Source organism: Catenulispora yoronensis (genome assembly GCF_039531695.1).
GTDB lineage: Bacteria > Actinomycetota > Actinomycetes > Streptomycetales > Catenulisporaceae > Catenulispora > Catenulispora yoronensis.
The window spans coordinates 295,713-313,169 of the sequence record NZ_BAAAQN010000003.1; the positions used below are offsets into that span (position 1 = coordinate 295,713).

Here is a 17,457-nt window from a genome sequence, read left to right on the forward strand (position 1 = left end):
CTAACACGTGTTCGAACCGGCCCGCGAGGTTTTCGCCCACCGCCGAAAACGTTGTCGGCCGCCGCCGCGCGCGGCTACGTCTTAGGGAGCCGGATCAGGGTCCGGATATCGCTGTGCGCTCGTCGGCAAGCTCTCTTGAAGTGTTCGTGACCAGCCGGACCGCGGGGTCCGGCGGATAGCGGGTGGGATGATGCCTTCTCCTCGTCCACGTCGGTCGAAGATCCGGGCCCGGCACCGGCTCCGAGCCGGAACGGCGGTGGTCGCGGCCTTCGCGATGTCCGCCGCGCTGGTGGCGCTCGTCGGGCCCGCGTCGGCCGGCGGACTGCCGGCCCAGCGGATCTGGCAGTTCCGCGCCGCCCAGCAGACGCCGTCGGTGCCGGGCGGTCCCGGAGTGAAGCCGACGCCGAATGCCTTGGTGCAGCAAGCGAAAGCGCGCGCGGCGCACGCCGTGCCGCCCGCGGCGCCGGTCTGGCCGTCCGGCTCGGCGACCGTCGGGCTGTCCCCGGCGGTCACCACGGCCGCGCAGGCCGGATCGCTGCCGGTGCGGCTCGCCTCGGCGGACGCCGCTCCGGCGGACGCCGCCTCGGCCAATGCCACTTCCTCCGGCGCCGCGCCGGCCGCCGCGAGCACGGTGTCCGTCGCCTTCGCCGCCCACGACGCCGCCACCAAGGCGGGCGTCGACGGCGTGCTGTTCACCGTGGACCGCGCCGACGCGGGCACCGCCGCCGCCGGCGTCGACCTCTCCCTGGACTACTCGTCCTTCGCCGGGGCGTCCGGCGGCGGCTACGGCGACCGCCTCAAGCTGGTGCAGCTCCCCGCTTGCGCGCTGACCACGCCGACGGTGCCCGCCTGCCGCGTCCAGACACCGGTCGACTACCGCAACGATTCCGGGAAGCAGACGCTGACGACCCGGCTGCGCGTCCCGGCGAAGGCCGCGGCCGCGACCACTGCGACCGCGACCACCGCGACCACCGCTGCGTCCGCCACTACCACCGCCACCGCGAACCTGGTCCTGGCCGCCACGACGACCGCGTCCGGCAGCGTCGGCACCTACACCGCCACATCGCTGGCCCCCTCGGGCAGCTGGTCGGGCGGGAGCGAGGCCGGCGACTTCACCTACTCCTACCCGATCCAGGTGCCGCCGTCCGCCGGCGGCACGCCGAGCGTCGCCCTGACGTACGACTCCGGCAGCGTCGACGGCCGCACCTCGGCCACCAACGCGCAGGCGTCGTGGATCGGCGACGGCTGGGACTACTCGCCCGGCTTCATCGAACGCTCCTACCAGTCGTGCTCGCAGGACGGGATCACCAACGCGGCCGACGAGTGCTGGGCCGGCAACCAGGTGAGCCTCGCGCTCGGCTCGCACTCCTCGACGCTGGTGCGGGACGACACCTCCGGCGTCTGGCACCTCCAGAGCGACGACGGCACCAAGGTGATCCCGTTGTCCGGCGCGGCCAACGGCGCGTACAACGGCGAGGCCTGGGAGATCGTCACCACCGACGGCGTCCAGTACTACTTCGGCCTCGGCCACCTGCCGACGACCACCGGCGGCGGCCCGGCCACCGGCTCGGCGTGGACGGTTCCGGTGTACTGCCCCAAGGCGGGCGAGGGACCCGCGGGCGCCTCGTGCCACACCGCGTCGGCGGGGACGAACTCCTTCGTGCCGAACATGGCGTGGCGCTGGAACCTGGACTACGTCGTGGACCCGCACCAGAACCTCCAGACCTACACCTGGGTCCCGGAGAAGAACATCTATGACCGCGGCTACGTGCAGGGCAACGGCATCGGCGCGAACACCGGCTACGTGCGCGGCGGCTACTTGCAAAGCATCGGCTACGGCTACCGCCTGCCGGACGCGATCGGCGGGGCGCAGCCGACCGCGACCGTGACCTTCGGCGTCGACGAGCGGTGCCTGCCGTCGTCGACCTTCAGCAACTGCGCCAACAGCAATCTGAGCTCGTCGACGGCGTCGAACTGGCCGGACGTGCCGTTCGACCAGATCTGCCCCTCGCTCACCGGATCGTGCCCGAACTACTCGCCGACGTTCTTCACGACCAAGCGCCTGACCTCGATCAAGACCACGGTGTCGGTCGGCGGCACGCCGTCGCCGGTCGACACCTACACCCTGGCCCAGATCTTCCCCTCGCCGCAGGCCGGCGTGGTGGTGCCGTCCCGGGGCGGGGTGCAGGCCAGCCCGGGCGACGGCACGGTGGCCGTGATGTGGCTGAACTCGATCCAGCGCACCGGCGCCGATCCCCTCGGCGGCGGTGCGGCGGTCGCCATGCCGGCCATGGTGTTCACCGCCGAGATGATGGCCAACCGCGTCGACGGCGCCACCACCGGTGCCGCCGCCTTGTTCCGGCCCCGGATGGACTACCTCACCACCGAGGCCGGCGCGCAGATCGTCGTCGGCTACGCCGATCCCCAATGCTCCCGGGTCACCAACACCATGCCGGCCTCGGAAGATAGCAATACCCTGAGTTGCTTCCCGCAGTACTGGGTGCCCACCGCCGGCAACAGCGCGGTCCTGGACTGGTTCACCAAGTACCAGGTCTCCTCGGTCACCGTCGACGACCCCATCACCCCGCACGCGGCCGGTGACACCAACTGGTCCGAAGCCCAGACCACGTCGTACAAATACGGCCCCGCGGCCTGGCACCGCGACGACTCCCCGTTCACCTCGGCGGCGCAGCGCACCTGGGGCGAGTTCCGCGGCTATCACAGCGTGACCGCGACCACCGGCGTCGCATCGGCCGTGTCAGTACCCACCCAGACAGTCACGACCTACCTGCAGGGTATGGACGGCGACTATCTCAAGAACGGCACCAAGCGGTCGGTGAGTTATCAGGACTCTGTCGGCGACACCGTCACCGACTCCGACTGGCTGAAGGGCACCGCGCTGGAGACCCAGACGCTGCTCGGCGCGGGCGGCGCGCCGCTGGAGAAGAAGGTCGGCGGTCCGTGGACGTACACGACGACGGCGACGGAGACGCAGCCGAACTCCATGCCGGCCCTCGTCGCCCGCATTCCCGCCACCACTGCGAGCCGGGACTACCAGCTCCAGCACGACGGCACGTGGAAGAAGTCCGGCACGACCACGACCGATGACAGCTCCGGCCGGACGATCCGCCAGGACGCGACCGGTGACGGGCTGACCGAGGTCTGCACCACGACCACCTACGCCCAGGACACCGCGCGGAACATGCTGGCCTTCCCCGACCAGGTGACGGCCATCGCAGGACCCTGCGGCACAGCCGCCGGCCAGACCACGACCGTCAGCGACACCCGCACCTTCTACGACGGTTCCACGACCCTCGGCACCGTGACCGGTCCCGGCGACGCGACGACCGTCGACGCCGTCGACTCCTACCGCACGACCCCGCCGACCTACGTCGTCCAGAAGACGGCGCAGTTCGACAACTACGGCCGCGTCACCTCGGCGGCCGACGCCGACCAGCACACCACGACGACGGTCTACAGCACGCCGGGCGCGAGCCCGGACACGGTGACCGTCACCGACCCGGCGCATTGGCCGTCCACCACGACGCTGGACCCGGCGCGCGGCCTCACCACGGCGGCCAGCGACGTGAACGGCGAAGTGATCAGCGAGACGTTCGACGGGCTGGGCCGCGCGACCGCGGTCTGGTCGCCGCTGAACAGCAAGGCCGCCGGCGCGAGCCCGGACAAGACCTTCGCCTACCGGCTCGACGGGGTGAACCCGCCGGCCGTGGACACGGCCACGCTCCAGTTCGGCGGCAGCCACTACTCGCACGACGTCCAGATCGAGGACGCGACGCTGCGCGTCGTCCAGGACCAGGTGACCACCGCCAACGGCGGCAGTGGCGAACGCAATCTGACCGACACGCACTACAACTCCCTCGGCCAGGCCGTGAAGACCACGAAGCCGTACCACGACGGCACCGCCGCCCCCGGCATGGGGATCTCCGTCCCGCGGAACGACAGCGTGGTGCCCAGCGAGACCGAGACGTTCTTCGACGGCGACGGCCGCGCGGTCCAGTCGTTGTTCGTCGCCGACGGCGTCAACCAGTGGACCACGACGACGGCGTACCGCGGCACCGACGCCACCGACGTGACCCCGCCGGCCGGCGGCACCGCCACCAGCCAGTACACCGACCTCGCCGGGCGCGTCTCGGCGACCTGGAAGTACAACACGCCCACCCCGACCGGCAGAGCCGCCGACGCCATCGCCACCGGGTACACGTACAACCCGGCCGGGAAGAAGGCGACCGTCACCGACAACGCCGGCAACGCCTCGATCTACACCTACGACCTGCACGGCCGCGTGATCCAGACCGTCGATCCGGACAGCGGGACGTCGAGCAGCACGTATTCGCCCGGCGGCATCGTGCTGTCCAACACCGACGGCCGGGGCCGCCAGCTGTCCTTCGACTACGACGTCCTGGGGCGCAAGACCGCCGAGTACGACACGTCCGGGCAGGCCGCCAAGAGCGCCGCCGACACCCTGGTCACCTGGACCTACGACTCCCCGGCGAAGGGCCAGCCGACCAGTTCCACCCGCTACACCAACGGCGCGAACGACCTGGCCCACGCCTATACCGAGACCGTCCAGGGCTACACCCCGGACTACAAGCCGACCGGCACCACCGTCACCATTCCGTCCGGCGAGGGCGCTCTGGCCGGCACGTATCAGAGCACGTATCAGTACGACCCGACGACCGGCACCGCGGCGGGCCAGCACTTCAACCCGAACCATGGCCTGCCCAAGGAGCAGGTCAACCTCACTTACACGGCGGGCGGCCTGCTCGACGGCTTCGGCGGCAGCTACGCCTACGCCAACCAGATCGCCTACTCCGACACCGGCCAGGTGCTGTCGTCGAACTTCGGCCTCTACGGCAAGCAGTTCTCGCGCGTCGAGACCTACGACCCGCCGACCGGCCGCCTGCTGACGGTCACCGACGGCGTGCAGACCAGCGGCGTCGCCCTGGACACCACCGCCTACACCTACAATCAGGCCGGGGCCCAGACGGCGCAGTCCACCACCCAGCCCGCCCTCGGCGCGACCGACACCCAGTGCTTCGGCTACGACCAGCAGAACCGGCTGACCTCGGCCTGGACCGACACCGGCGGCGTCACCTCGTCGACGAACGCCCAGGGCGTCCAGGTCTTCGGCACCGGCGGCTGCGTGAACGCCGCCCCGGTCGCGGGCAAGGTCACCGGCGGACCGGCTCCCTATTGGGAGACGTTCGGCTACAACAGCCTCGGCGACCGGGTCACGTCCACCAACCACGACACCTCGGTCACCGGTCACGCCGGCGACGTCACCCAGAACCTGGCCTACAACGGCTACAACGCGGCGACCGGCGTCAGCACGACCGCGGCCGCCCCGGACGCGGTCCAGTCGGTGACCACCACGGCGGGCGGCAACACCGTGAGCAGCACCTACCGCTACAACACCGGCGGCGGCGCCATCACGCGGGCCGGCCAGTCGATCGGCTACGACGCGGAGGGGCAGACGCAAAGCGTCGGCGACTCCGCCGGAACCACCGCCCAGTACACCTACGCGGCCGACGGATCGCTGCTCGTGCAACGCGATCCGGCCACCGCGAGCACGACGCTCTACCTGCCGTTCGGCGAACAGGTCACCCTCAACACCGGCACCGGGGCCATCACGGCCCTGCGGTACTACTCCGAGTCGCCGGACGGCGTCACCCTGGTCCGGTCCTCGGCCGGGACGCTGACCTACGAGCTCGGCGACACCCGGAGCACCGCGACCACCACCGTCGACGCCACGACGCTGGCCGCCACGGTGCGCTACCAGGACCCGTTCGGCAACCCGCGCGGCACATCCCCCAACGGCTGGCCGGACCAGCGGGGCTATCTGGGCAAGCCCACCGACCCGACCACCGGCCTGTCACTGCTCGGCGTGCGGGACTACGACCCGGTCACCGGACGCTTCCTGAGCGTCGACCCGGTGCTCGAATCCGGCGACCCGGCCCAGATGGGCGGCTACAGCTACGCCGCCGACAACCCGGTGGGCGGCTCGGACCCCTCGGGCCTGGTCACCACGCCGTCCTGCCCGTCCGGCACCTACTGGAACGGCAACTTCTGCGCACAGTACAACTACTCGGGCCCGTCGAGCGGGAGCGGCGTCAGCGGTGAGCCGAGCTGCCCGTCCGGCACGCACTGGAACGGCAACTTCTGCGCGCAGGACAACTCCTCGGGACCCGGCGGCGGAGGCGGTTCGGTCTGCGCGACGGGCAAGCACTGGAACGGCCACGCCTGCGTCTCCGGCTCCTCGGGCCAGGACGGAGGAGCCACCGATCCGAACTGCAATTCCGGCCGCCACTGGAACGGCCACGCGTGCGTGCTCGACACGGTGCCGATGGTCACCCTCGTCGACGAGAAGTCCGGGACCACCATCAACTGCGACCAGACCTGTATCGAGGACCTCCAGAACATGTGGCTGAGCCTGGGGCAACCCCCCAACCAGCTCACATGCAGGGGGCTGATGTGCTCGACGCTCTACAGCGCCTGCGACCGCAACGGCTGCACGACGGTCTACGCCAGATGGTTGGAGAGCTACTACGACACCAAGAAGCACCAGTACTACGAGGACACGCTCACCACGTCGAACCAGGACATGTGGGACCGGCTGCACGATACGGATGAGAGTAAGGGACCGATCATCGGTTGCTTCGAGGAGATTGTCGGCGGCGGAGTCGTCGACCTGAGCGCGGCGGGAGCCGCGACGGTGTCCAAGTCCATTGCGAAGGGGAAGTTCATTCTCGAGAAGGTGACGCCGTGGCTTCTGCTCACTGCGTGCGCGTACGGCGCCTACAAGAACAGCTGAGCCGGTAAGGGCAGCTGAGCCGGTAAAGGCAGCTGAGACCAGTTCGGGCCGCGCCGGAAACCCGGCGCGGCCCGAGTGTGTCGGGTGCGCTGTCAGTGCCCTGTCAGCTCCCCGGCAGTTCCGGCTGTTTCCGGCTGCCCTGACAGTTCCGTCAGCCCCGTCAGCCCCGTCAGCCCCGTCAGTGCCGTCAGTGCCGTCAGTGCCGTCAGAGCGGCGGCGGCCCGTTGTTCCTCGGCCGCGCCGACCTGCCGGTACAGGACGACGGCTTCCCGCAGGTCGTCGGCCGCGCCGTCGCGGTCGCCGGTGGCGGCCCGGGCGGCGGCGAGGCCCTCCAGCGCCTGGGCCTGGAGGGCCGGGCTGCCGACCTCGCGGGCCAGTTCGAGGGCGTTCCCGTACAGCTTCATCGCTTCGGCGTGGTCCTCCTGCGCCATCGCCAGCGCCGCGCTGGTGCACAGGACCGCGGCCTGGTCGGGGCGGCTGTCGTAGCGGGTGGCGATGGCCAGGGCCTCGGCGAGGCGTTCGCGGGCTTCGAGCAGGTCGCCGGATTCCAGCGCGATGCGGCCCAGGACGTGGCGGGCCGCGGCGTCGCCGAGGCTGTAGCCGGCGGCCTGACACAGGACGAGCGCCTGGTCCAGGGCGTCCGTGGCGGCGGCCCGGTTGCCGAGGGCGAAGTGGACCAGGCCCAGCTCCTGGAGGGCGTTGGCGTGGCCGACGGGTTCGCCGAGGGTCCGGGCGACGGCCACCGACCGCTCTTGCAGTGCCAGGGCTCCGGCGTAGTCGCCGACCGCGCGGCGTAGGCGGCCCAGGTCGTTGCGGGCGGAGTTCTCCAGGACGAGGTTGCCGGTCTCCTCGAAGATGGCCAGCGCTGCCTCGTAGTGGCCGGTGGCGCCGTCGAGCGTGCCCTGGCACTCCCGGATCCGGGCCAGTTCGAGGGTCGCCCTGGCCAGGCCGGGGCGGTCGCCGTCGGCTTCCAGGAGGGCCAGGGCTTCGTGGATGTGGTCGTCGGCGGTCTTGACGTCGCCGCTGATCCGGTTCAGGCGCGCCAGGTTCCACAGCGCCTCGGCCTGGCCGGGCCGGTTGCCGAGGTCGCGGTACGTGTCCAGGGCCGTGTGCAGGGTCTGCCGGGCGACGGCCAGGTCGCCGGTCATCAGCCGGTTGCGTCCCTGCTCCTGCCAGGCCCGGGCCTCGCCGAACCGGTCGCCGAGGGCCTGGTAGACGGCCAGCGCGCGGGCGTGCAGGGGCGCCACGGCGGTGTAGTCGCCGGACATCTGCCGGACCCGGGCGGTCTCCATCAGCGCGTCGGCCTGGCCGAGCAGGTCGCCGCCGGCCTGCGCGGCGTCGGCGGCCCGTTGGTGCAGGGTCGCGGCCAGGGTCCAGGGCCCGTCCAGGAACAGCAGGCCGGCCAGGGCGTCGGCCAGGGCGACGACGTCGGCGTGCCGCCCGGAGCGGATCAGGTCGTCGATGTCTGCCAGCAGCGCGGGCCGTTCGGCGCGGAGCCAGGCCAGAGCCGCTTTCCGGTCGGGGAGTGCGGGGATGTCCGGGAGAGCGGGACTGGCGGGCACAGCGGGCACAGCGGGCACGGCGAGGAGACCGGCGGGACGGGGCTGTTCCGCGCGGTCCGATGCGTCGAAGGCCCCTGACGCCGCGCCCGCGTCGTAGCCGTAGCCGTAGCCGTCGTACCCGGCGCAGTCGAACTCCACGACTGGCCGCCGACCCGGGCTGAGCTGCCGGTCGGCCTCCTGTGCGGCCCGTAGGTAGAAGGACGACAGCCGCCACCGGGCCGCCCGCCGCCGGGCCGGATCCAGCCGGGCCGCCAGGTCCCGGGCGTGCAGCCGGATCAGGTCGTGGAACCGGTAGCGTCCGGCCGCCGACTGGATCAGGAGGTTGTGATCCAGCAGCGAGCGCAGCCACCGCGCGGCGATTGCCGGCTCGGCGCCGGTCAGGCCGGCCGCGGCGTACGCCTCGAAATCGGTGCCGGGGACCAGGCCGAGCAGCGTGAACAGCTCTCGCTCGGCCGCCGGGAGCCGGGTGAAGGAGGTGTGGAACACCGCGCCGAGGTCGCGGTCCTCGTCCAGCAGTGATTCCAGGCGGGTGCGCTCGGCGCGCAGTTCGCCGAGCAGGTCCTCGATCCGCAGCAGCGGCTGGTGGCGCAGGCGGGCCGCGAGGATGCGCAGCGCCAGCGGCAGGTGGCCGCACAGGCCGATCAGCTCCGGCAGCCCGGGGTCGTCCGGGCCGATCCGTCCGGGCCCGGCGACCCGGTGCAGCAGCGCGGCGGCATCGGCCGGGGACAGGGTGTCCAGGGCCAGGGTGTGGGCGTCGTCCAGGCCGGCGAGCCGGCGGCGGCTGGTGACCAGGACCAGGCAGCCGGGGGTGCCCGGGAGCAGCGGTCTGACCTGCGCGGTGCTGGTGGCGTCGTCGAGGACGATCAGGGTCCGGGTGCCGGCCAGCCGGTGGCGGAGCAGGGTCGCGCGCTCGGCGGTGGCGGCCGGGATCGCGGCCGGCGGCAGGCCGAGGGTGCGCAGCATCCGGTCCAGCGCCTCGGCCGGGTCCAGGGGGTCGCGGTGCGGGTCGTGGCCGTGCAGGTCGAGGTAGAGCTGGCCGTCGGGGAAGTCCGCGGCCGCCCGGTGCGCGGCGTGGACCGCCAGCGCCGACTTGCCGACGCCGGCCATGCCGTCGATCGCGGAGATCACCACTGTGCCGCCGGCCGCGCCGGTCGCCTCCCCGGCGCGGGCGGTGAGCTCGGCGACCTGGTCCTGGCGGCCGGTGAAGGTCCTGATGTCGGCGGGCAGCTGCCGCGGCGGCTCGGCGGCCGGCGGCGGCGGCGCGGTCTCGGGGGCGGGGGCGCCTGCGGGGCCGGTGCCCGGTCCGGTGCCTGGGCCTGCGCCGGTGCTGGTGCCGGTGCCGTTGCCCACGAATCGCGGCAGCTCCGCCTCGCCGTCGAGGATCCGCTGACGGAGCTCCTGCAAGGGGTCCGACGGCTTGACGCCCAGCTCCGCGCTCAGCGTCCGCCGCAGGCTCCGGTAGGCGGCCAGGGCTTCGGCCCGGCGCCCGGACCGGTGGTGGGCGATCATGAGCTGGGCGGTGTGGGTCTCCCGCAGCGGCTCGGCGGCGATCAGGGTCCGCAGTTCGGCGACGACGTCGGCGTGCCGGCCCAGGTTCAGCTCCGCGTCGATCCGGTCCGCGACCGTCTGCCACCGCAGCTCGGTCAGGGCACTGAGCCGCTCGTCGCGGCGTGCGGGGTCCGGGGCGTCGGCGACCGGCTCGTCGCCGTCCCACAGCTCCAGCGCGGTGGCGAACCCCGCCAGCGCGTCCTCCCACCGGCCCTCCCGGGCCGCGGCCGCCCCGGCGGCCCGCCGGACGCGGAATTCCTGCGCGTCCAACTCGCCCTTGTCGACGACCAGCAGGTATCCCGGTCCGTCCGTGATCAGCCTGCGGCCCAGGACGTCGCCCAGGGCCAGCCGCAGCCGCTTGATGTTCGCCTGGAGCGCGCGGCGGGCGTCGGCGGGAGTGGCGTCGCCCCACATGGCGAGGATCAGCCGGTCGGCGGGGACGGCGTGGTTCGCGTCCAGCAGCAGCGTCGCCAGCGCGGCGCGCTGCAACGGCCCGGGAATCGCCCGGTCCCGGCCGTCCTCCGACACCCGCAGCGGTCCGAGGACGCGGAAGACGATCGCCATTGATAACCCCCGTTGACGCCGTGCCGATGACATCGCCCTCCGCTTCCGGCGACGCCCGTCGGCGGGGCGTCGGTACCGGGTCGGCACGGAATCGGTACGGCGATCGGGGACCGATGATACCTGGCGCTCCTGAGGAGCCCGCTGGCATTCCGCGGGCGCCGCCGGCCCGGATCCAGGGTCCTGACGTCAGAGCTCTGCCAGCGCCGCCGGACATGCTCGGAGCAGGGTCGTCGACCCCGGCGCCGGACGGTCCGGCGCCTCCTGCGAAAGGAATCACCGACATGGTGAAGACGATGCTCAAGGCGGGCGACCGGCTCGCCGCGCGCTTCCTGCCGAAGGCCGAGGCCTCGGCGTGCACCCCGGGGACCTCGTGGCTCACGAACTGCTACTGCGCCGACCGTGGGAACCACACCGGCGAGCGGTACTGCGACTACCACTGGATCGACTCGGGCTGCAACGAGCACGTGGTCTACGGCGACCCCCAGGGTCCCTGCTGATCGGCGGCTGACGATCGGTCGGCGCGGCGGGACGACTCCTGTTCCGGGTGGTCCTGCCGCGCCGCGCCGCGCCTCGTCCAGTCATGTTCTTTTCCGTTGCGGCTGCCTTGAAGGAGGATCCGTGTCAGAGATCTGTTTGGTTGCGCGTTGGCTGGCAGTGCTCGTATTCGTCGCCTCGGCCGTCGCCAAGGCAAGCGCGTTCGGTGCTTTTCGCGTCGAGCTTCCGCACCTGATTCCTCGGCTGTCTCGGCCGTCTCGGCGGGTTCGGCCGTCTCGGCGGTCCGGCCCGGTTGTCACCGGGCTCGCTGCCTTCGTCGTGGCGGCCGAGGGCGCCACGGCTGCGCTGATGGCGGTACCGGCCACTGCCGAGGCCGGCGCGGCGATCGCGGCGGCACTGCTCGTCGCCTTCACCGGCGTCCTGGTCCGCGCGCTGCGGGTCGCGGACGGCGCCGCGTGCAACTGTTTCGGCGCGTCCACCAGCGCGGTCGCGCCCCGCCATGTGGTCCGCAATGTACTGCTGCTGGGGGCCGCCCTGCTGGCTGCCGCATCGCCGGCGGACCCGCCGCACGCCTCGCTGCGGGCCGTCGGATGGGCGCTCGCGGTCGCGATCACGGCCGCCGTGCCGGTGGTGCTCCTCGACGAATTCGCTGACGTGCTCCGACCCGCGAAGGAAGGTGTCCGACCATGACGGCTGTCCTGGTGCCGCTCGTCTGCGTCCTGGCGGCGCTGACAGTGTTCGATCTCGTACTGACCGCCGGTCTCATCCGCCGGCTCCGTGACACCCCCGCCTCCGCGAGCCCGACGCCGCCCGGCTCCGGCCGCCCAACTGGTACCGAACGCTTGCCGGCGCTGGGTATCGGCGAGCCGATGCCCAGATCTTTGGCCAGAAGCTTCGGTGATCCGACGACCGGGAGCGTCCTCGTCGGTGTCTTCTCCACGGAGTGCAAGGCTTGTCCCGACCACCTTCCGGACTTCGACGCTCTTGGCCGCCGCCGTCGGGCGGAGGGCCTGACGACGGTGGCGGTGCTGAGCGGCGAGGCCGACCGGCTGGGCGCTTTCCGGGATGTGCTCGGTGACGCGGTGACTGTTGTGGAGGACCTCGGTGTGGGGCCTTTCAGTTCCGGCGCCGTCACCCGCGACCTGGGCGTGCGCGCGTGGCCTTCTTATGTGCTCTTTGACGCCGGTGGCCACGTCGCCCACTCCGCGATCGCGCTGGCCGGGCTGCCGCTCGGGCACGCGGACCCGGTGGCGGCATGACCGTGCCGACCGGGTCTCCACCTGCTGCGGAGCACCCAGGACCGGGCTTCCTTCGCACCGTTGCCCGCGTCCTGGTCCTGACTGTGCGTGTCAAACCCCTGACGGTGCCGGTCCTCGCCGTCCTGACCCTGGCCTCCGGCACCCTCGGCACGATCGCCGCACTGCTGATGCGCACCGTCGTCGACCGGGTCCAGGGCCACGAGCCCTGGTCGCGGCTGGAGCCGGAGGTCGCGCTGCTCGCCGCGGTCGGCGTCGTGACGGCGCTCGTGCCGCCCTGCGCGCAGTACCTCCAGTCGCAGATCCGCCGCGCGACCGCGGTCGTGGTGCAGGACCGGCTGGTCGACGCAGTGACGGCGGCCGTCGGCATCGCAGGGCTGGAGGACCCGGCCGCGCAAGACCGGCTGCGGCTGGCCGGACAGGCCGTCTCGGGATCCGACCAGATGCTCGGCGCACTGCTGAACACCGCGCAGGCGGTGGTGAGCGTGGCCGGCTTCACTGCCGCCCTGGCCGCCGTCAACCCGTGGCTGGCAGCGCTGGCCCTGCTGGCCGCGGTACCGCGCCTGATCACGCAGCTGCGCCTCAACCGCCGCCGCGCCGCGATGCAGCTCGGCACCGGCGGCGCGGTCCGGCGGCAGATGGCCGTGCGGATGCTGCTGCTCGACGCGAACGCCGGAATGGAGATCCGGCTGTTCGGGCTCGGCGGCCTGTTCCGGGAGCGGCTGGCCGCCGATCTGCGGGCCGTCAACGACGCCGAGCGCGGCGTCGACCGGCGGGCCCTGTCCGCGCAGGCGCCGCTGGCCCTGCTCGGCGCCGCGCTCGGGGCCGGCGGGCTGGTCTGGGCCGTGGCCATGGCCGGGCGCGGCCGGCTGACGATCGGCGACGTGACCGTGTTCGTGGCGGCGCTCGCCGCGGTGCAGGGCGGCGTGGCCTCGGCGGTCGCGTCGGTGGCGTCGCTCGACCAGTCCGCCATCAGCTTCCGGCACCTGTTCGCCGTCCAGGACGAGGGCCGGCGCTCCCGGCACCACGCGACCGCCGCCTCCGTCCTGCCCGGCCCGGACCGACTGCGCGAAGGGGTCGAGTTCCGCGACGTCTGGTTCCGCTACCACCCCGGAGCACCGTGGATCCTGCGCGGCGTGACCCTGCGCATCGCCCCCGGCGAGACGGTCGCGCTGGTCGGCCTGAACGGCGCGGGCAAATCCACGCTGGTCAAACTCCTGTGCCGGTTCTACGAGCCGGACCGTGGCCGGATCCTGTGGGACGGCGCGGACCTGGCAGCGTACGACCCCGCGCGCCTGCGCGCCCGGATCGGCGCGGTGTTCCAGACTCCGACCCGCTACGACCTGACCGCCGGGGAGAACATCGGCGTGGGCGACGTCGCGGCGATCGACGATGGGGAGCGGGTGCGGGCCGCGGCGGAGCGGGCCGATGTCGCGCGGGTCGTGGAGGGGTTGGCGGCGGGGTACGCGACGATGCTCAGTCGGGTTCATGTGGTTGGCGCGGCTGGTGCCAGGGGTGGAGCTGCTCCATGTCAGGGCACGCAGTTGTCCGGCGGCCAGTGGCAGCGTGTCGGACTGGCGCGCGCCTTTATGCGGGACGGTGCCGACCTGTTGATCCTCGACGAGCCCAGCGCCGGCCTCGATCCCGAGGCCGAGCACCGGATCCGCGACGGCCTTCGAGCCCTGCGAACCACCCGCACGGCACTGCTGATCTCGCACCGACTCGCCGATGTCCGGTTCGCCGACCGGATCGTGGTGCTGGCCGACGGCCAGGTTGCGGAGCAGGGCACACATACCGAACTCCTGGCAGCGGATGGCGACTACGCACGCCTGTTCGCCCTCCAGGCGGACGGATATCAGGACTCGACCGCACCGATCGGCATCCACTGATGGCCGGCCTGCTGCTCGCAGCACTGCTGCGCCGACGTCGCCACCTGCTGGTCACGGTCCGGGGCTGGAGCATGTACCCGGCGTTGTCGCACGGCGACCGGCTCGTGGTACGGCGCTGCGACGGCACGGACCCGGCTGTCGCGCCCGGCGCGGTGGTGCTTGTTCCGCGACCGCACCCGGATGGGGGCTGGTCGGATGCGGGCAGTGGTGCCGGATGGTGCGTGAAGCGGGTGGCTCGGGTGGTTGGCGGACCGGAGCCGGTGGTCGGCGCGGAGGCGGCGATGGTCGCTGAAACGGCGGTCGGCGCTGACCGGTCGGCTGCAACAGATCGAGCGGCTGGCGCGGATCGAGCAGCCGGTGCGGATCGAGTGCCTGGCGCTGACTTGCTACCCGCCGGCGTCTTCGTCCTGGGCGACCATCCCGACAGCCTGGACTCCAAACAACTCGGCCCCTGCCCGTCCCACCTCGTCGGGGGCGTGGTCCTGTGTCGCGGGTCCGCGAGCGGTGCGCAGCCGCCCGAGTCGGTGCTCAGGGCTCTGCTTCCCGAAGCCGGGCGTCCCGCTCCGCTCACCCGCTGAGGCAGGTGGCCACCAGTTCGGGATCGTCGGCCATCCGCGGCAGCTCAGCGAGGTTGCGCAGCGCCTTGGCCTCGCCGGCGTCGTCGCCAAGCAGGCGCAGCAGGACCCGGGACTCCTCCAAGCGGCGCGCGGCCAGCGGAGTGTCCTCGCGGAGCCTTGCGAGCACACCGAGGTTGTTGAGGACAACCGCCTGCCCGGCGGCGTCGCGCAGTTCACGGCGCATCGCGAGCGCGATCCCCAACGCCTCGTCGGCCTCGTCGAGTCGGCCGGACGCGAGCAGGATGCCGCCGAGTCCGTTGAGCAGCCAGGCCGAGGCGGCTCGGTTGCCCATGGCGCGCGCGGCGGCCAACGCTATGCGATGCGTCGCCTCCGCCGATTCCCAGCGGCGGCACGCGGTGAGCGGCCCCCAAGCCGTGATCGCCAGTTGCCAGGTCCGGGCCGGCAGCCCGAGGTCGCGGGCATGGATCGTCGCCGCGAGCAGGTTCCGGTGCTCCTGATCCGACCAGGCGAGGGCTTCGGCGCGGGAGGCGAATTGAGGACCGTCGCCGTTTGGGTAGCTGGTGTCGGGGAGATCGAGCATGAATCGGCGGCGGTGCGGCGCCGAGGCGAGGTCCGCACCGGTGGCCGCGGCCGCGTACCAGGCGACGACCCGGCTCAGCGCCTGCGCCCGGTCCGACTGCGGCACCGACGCCTGGGCCTTCTCGGCGGCGAACACCCGGAGCAGGTCATGAAGGCGATAGCGGCTCGGCGCGGGCGACTCCAGCAGATGGACGTCGACGAGGAATTCGAGCAGCGGCTCGGCGGCGGCCGACGGCAACCCGGTCAAGGCCGAGGCGGCGGACAGCGAGAGGCCGTCACCGTTCCACAGGCCGAGGAGACAGAACACTGTGAGTGCTGATTGCGGATCCCGGCCCAGGCTCGGTTCTGCCGACGCCGACGCCGACGCCGACACCGCGACCCCATGAGCAGCCACCATCCGCTCGATCCCGGCCTGGAAGCACGCCCGCACATCCAGATCCCCGACCGCCAGGGCGTCGAGCCGCCCCCGCTCGTCGGTGAGCCGGTCGGCGAGGTGCCGGATCGGCCAGCCGCCGCGCGCGGCGAGGCGAGTCCCGGCGATCCGCAGCGCCAGCGGCAGGCCCGCGCAGGCCCGCAGCACAGCCTCGGCCGCCTCCGGCTCCGCCGCCACCCGCGCGGGCCCGACCAGCCGGGATAACAGAGCCCTGCTTTCGGTCGGCGTCAGGCACGGGAGCTCCACGCTCCTTGCCCCGTCGAGCCCGGCCAACGCATTCCGGCTGGTCGCCAGCACGACGGAGCCCGGCCCCGTGGGCAGCAGCGTCCGTAACGCCGCCGAGGTGCGGACATCGTCCAGGACCACGAGCAGCGCCAATCCGCTTGTCGCTGTCCGAAATGCGGAGGCCAACTGCTCGGAGTCGGCGCAAGGGTCTGTCACCGCGACGCCAAGCGCGGCCAGGAAGCCGCGCAGGACCTCGGAGGTCGAGGCCGCCACACCGTCCGGTCCGACCGAGGCCGCGACTGACGCTGCGACTGACGCCGCGGCCGACGCGTACAGCTGACCATCGGGAAACCGGTCCCGCACCCGATTCGCGACATGCAGCGCCAGCGCTGTCTTCCCCACGCCGGCAGCTCCGGTCACCACCACCACCCGCGGTGCCCCGCCGGTCGGCCGCAGCTCATCGAGCAGTGCGTCGACCACGTCCTGACGTCCCGTGAAATCGCCGGCCGCAGCGGGAACCTGTGCCGGCTCACGAAGCCGCGGCGTCAGCACACCAGCAGCCTCGGCAGCGCCAGCCGCCTCACCTCCAGCAGCGCCGCCCGCCTCCGCGCCACTGCCCGCAGTATCCTCCCCAGCCTTGCCCGCCCCACCATCCAAAGCCGGACCACCACGCCCGCCTCTGCCCCCGCCCAACCCCGGATCGGCCTTCAACATCCGCTGATGCAGAACCCTGAGCTCCGCCCCCGGATCGACCCCCGCCTCCCGCACCAGCCGCGCCCGCGCCCGCTGGAACACAGCCAGGGCCTCCGTCTGCCGCCCGCCCCGATACAACGCCACCATCAACTGCCCCACCAGCGGCTCACGGAACGGCTGCTCCGCGACCAGCGCCTCCAACTCCGCCACCAAGCCCTCATGCGCCCCGAGCTCGAGATCAGCGGCGATCCGCAGCTCCACCGTCTGCAACCGCGCTTCCAGCCACCGATGCCGCAGCCCGGTCCACGGCTCGACATCGACCGCCACATCCGTCAGCGGATCCCCGCGCCACAACCCCAGCGCCGCGGTGCACGACGTGCGTACGTCAGCCCACTTTCCGCACTCCGCATGCCGCCGCGCGGCATCCCGCAACGCCGCGAACTCGTCGGTATCGAGCTCGCCGGGTCCCACCTCGATCACGTAACCAGGACTCCGCGTTCGCAACCGCCCCGCCGCGACCGGGCCGAGGGCCCGCCGCAGCCGCATCGCATAGCTCTGCAACGTGCCGTCGGCGGCCTCGGGCGGCCGCCCGGCCCACACCAGATCGGCCAGCCGCTCCCGGGACACCACCCGATTGGGCTCCGCCAACAAGGCGGCGAGAAACGCCCGCTGCCGATTCGACGTCACCTGGCGCTCGCCGGCACCGTCGTCCACGAGGACCGTGCCGAGAAGTCCGAAGCGCAAGTGGCCCCCATCCAAGACGCGCGGTCCGACCAGTCTGGGCGCAGCTCCTCGAACCGGTC

8 protein-coding genes are annotated in these 17,457 nt (G+C 72.5%); 6 read left to right on the plus strand and 2 right to left on the minus strand.

Translation table 11 applies throughout. From position 1 onward, the window contains the following. The first annotated feature begins 256 nt into the window (after window positions 1-256). Window positions 257-6,832 carry an RHS repeat domain-containing protein gene (locus ABD481_RS04010; RefSeq protein WP_344664120.1) on the plus strand — a complete coding sequence of 2,192 codons (6,576 nt, stop codon included), beginning with the start codon at window positions 257-259 and terminating at the stop codon, window positions 6,830-6,832. Between the two features lie 92 nt (window positions 6,833-6,924). Here ABD481_RS04010 and ABD481_RS04015 read toward each other — a convergent pair whose 3' ends face one another. Next, window positions 6,925-10,506: an AfsR/SARP family transcriptional regulator gene (locus ABD481_RS04015; RefSeq protein WP_344664121.1), complete on the minus strand. Its 3,582-nt coding sequence runs from the start codon at window positions 10,504-10,506 to the stop codon at window positions 6,925-6,927. A gap of 281 nt (window positions 10,507-10,787) precedes the next feature. Here ABD481_RS04015 and ABD481_RS04020 point away from each other — a divergent pair, with 281 nt between their 5' ends. From ABD481_RS04020 to ABD481_RS04040, 5 genes are all read left to right on the plus strand, one after another. Continuing rightward, a complete protein-coding gene (locus ABD481_RS04020; RefSeq protein ID WP_344664122.1) occupies window positions 10,788-11,003 on the plus strand; it encodes a hypothetical protein in 216 nt (71 codons plus the stop codon). 121 nt (window positions 11,004-11,124) lie between these two features. Continuing rightward, complete coding sequence (locus ABD481_RS04025) at window positions 11,125-11,691, plus strand: MauE/DoxX family redox-associated membrane protein (protein ID WP_344664123.1); 567 nt, start codon at window positions 11,125-11,127, stop codon at window positions 11,689-11,691. Next, window positions 11,688-12,260, plus strand: coding sequence for a TlpA disulfide reductase family protein (locus tag ABD481_RS04030; RefSeq protein WP_344664124.1), 573 nt, complete (start codon window positions 11,688-11,690; stop codon window positions 12,258-12,260). The genes ABD481_RS04025 and ABD481_RS04030 overlap by 4 nt, the downstream gene beginning before the upstream one ends. Before the next feature lie 83 nt (window positions 12,261-12,343). Beyond that, complete coding sequence (locus ABD481_RS04035) at window positions 12,344-14,146, plus strand: ABC transporter ATP-binding protein (RefSeq protein ID WP_344664125.1); 1,803 nt, start codon at window positions 12,344-12,346, stop codon at window positions 14,144-14,146. Next, window positions 14,146-14,724: a S26 family signal peptidase gene (locus ABD481_RS04040; RefSeq protein ID WP_344664126.1), complete on the plus strand. Its 579-nt coding sequence runs from the start codon at window positions 14,146-14,148 to the stop codon at window positions 14,722-14,724. Before ABD481_RS04035 ends, ABD481_RS04040 begins: the two co-directional genes overlap by 1 nt. Here the strand turns inward: ABD481_RS04040 and ABD481_RS04045 are convergent. Further along, window positions 14,714-17,398, minus strand: coding sequence for an AfsR/SARP family transcriptional regulator (locus ABD481_RS04045; protein ID WP_344664127.1), 2,685 nt, complete (start codon window positions 17,396-17,398; stop codon window positions 14,714-14,716). The genes ABD481_RS04040 and ABD481_RS04045 overlap by 11 nt on opposite strands. Window positions 17,399-17,457 lie beyond the last annotated feature (59 nt).

What these genes read in the sequence shown, in the direction of transcription:
- ABD481_RS04015 (WP_344664121.1), bottom strand. Translation starts at nt 10,506, where the DNA reads ATGGCGATCGTCTTCCGCGTCCTCGGACCGCTGCGGGTGTCGGAGGAC.
- ABD481_RS04020 (WP_344664122.1), top strand. Translation starts at nt 10,788, where the DNA reads ATGGTGAAGACGATGCTCAAGGCGGGCGACCGGCTCGCCGCGCGCTTC.
- ABD481_RS04030 (WP_344664124.1), top strand. Translation starts at nt 11,688, where the DNA reads ATGACGGCTGTCCTGGTGCCGCTCGTCTGCGTCCTGGCGGCGCTGACA.
- ABD481_RS04040 (WP_344664126.1), top strand. Translation starts at nt 14,146, where the DNA reads ATGGCCGGCCTGCTGCTCGCAGCACTGCTGCGCCGACGTCGCCACCTG.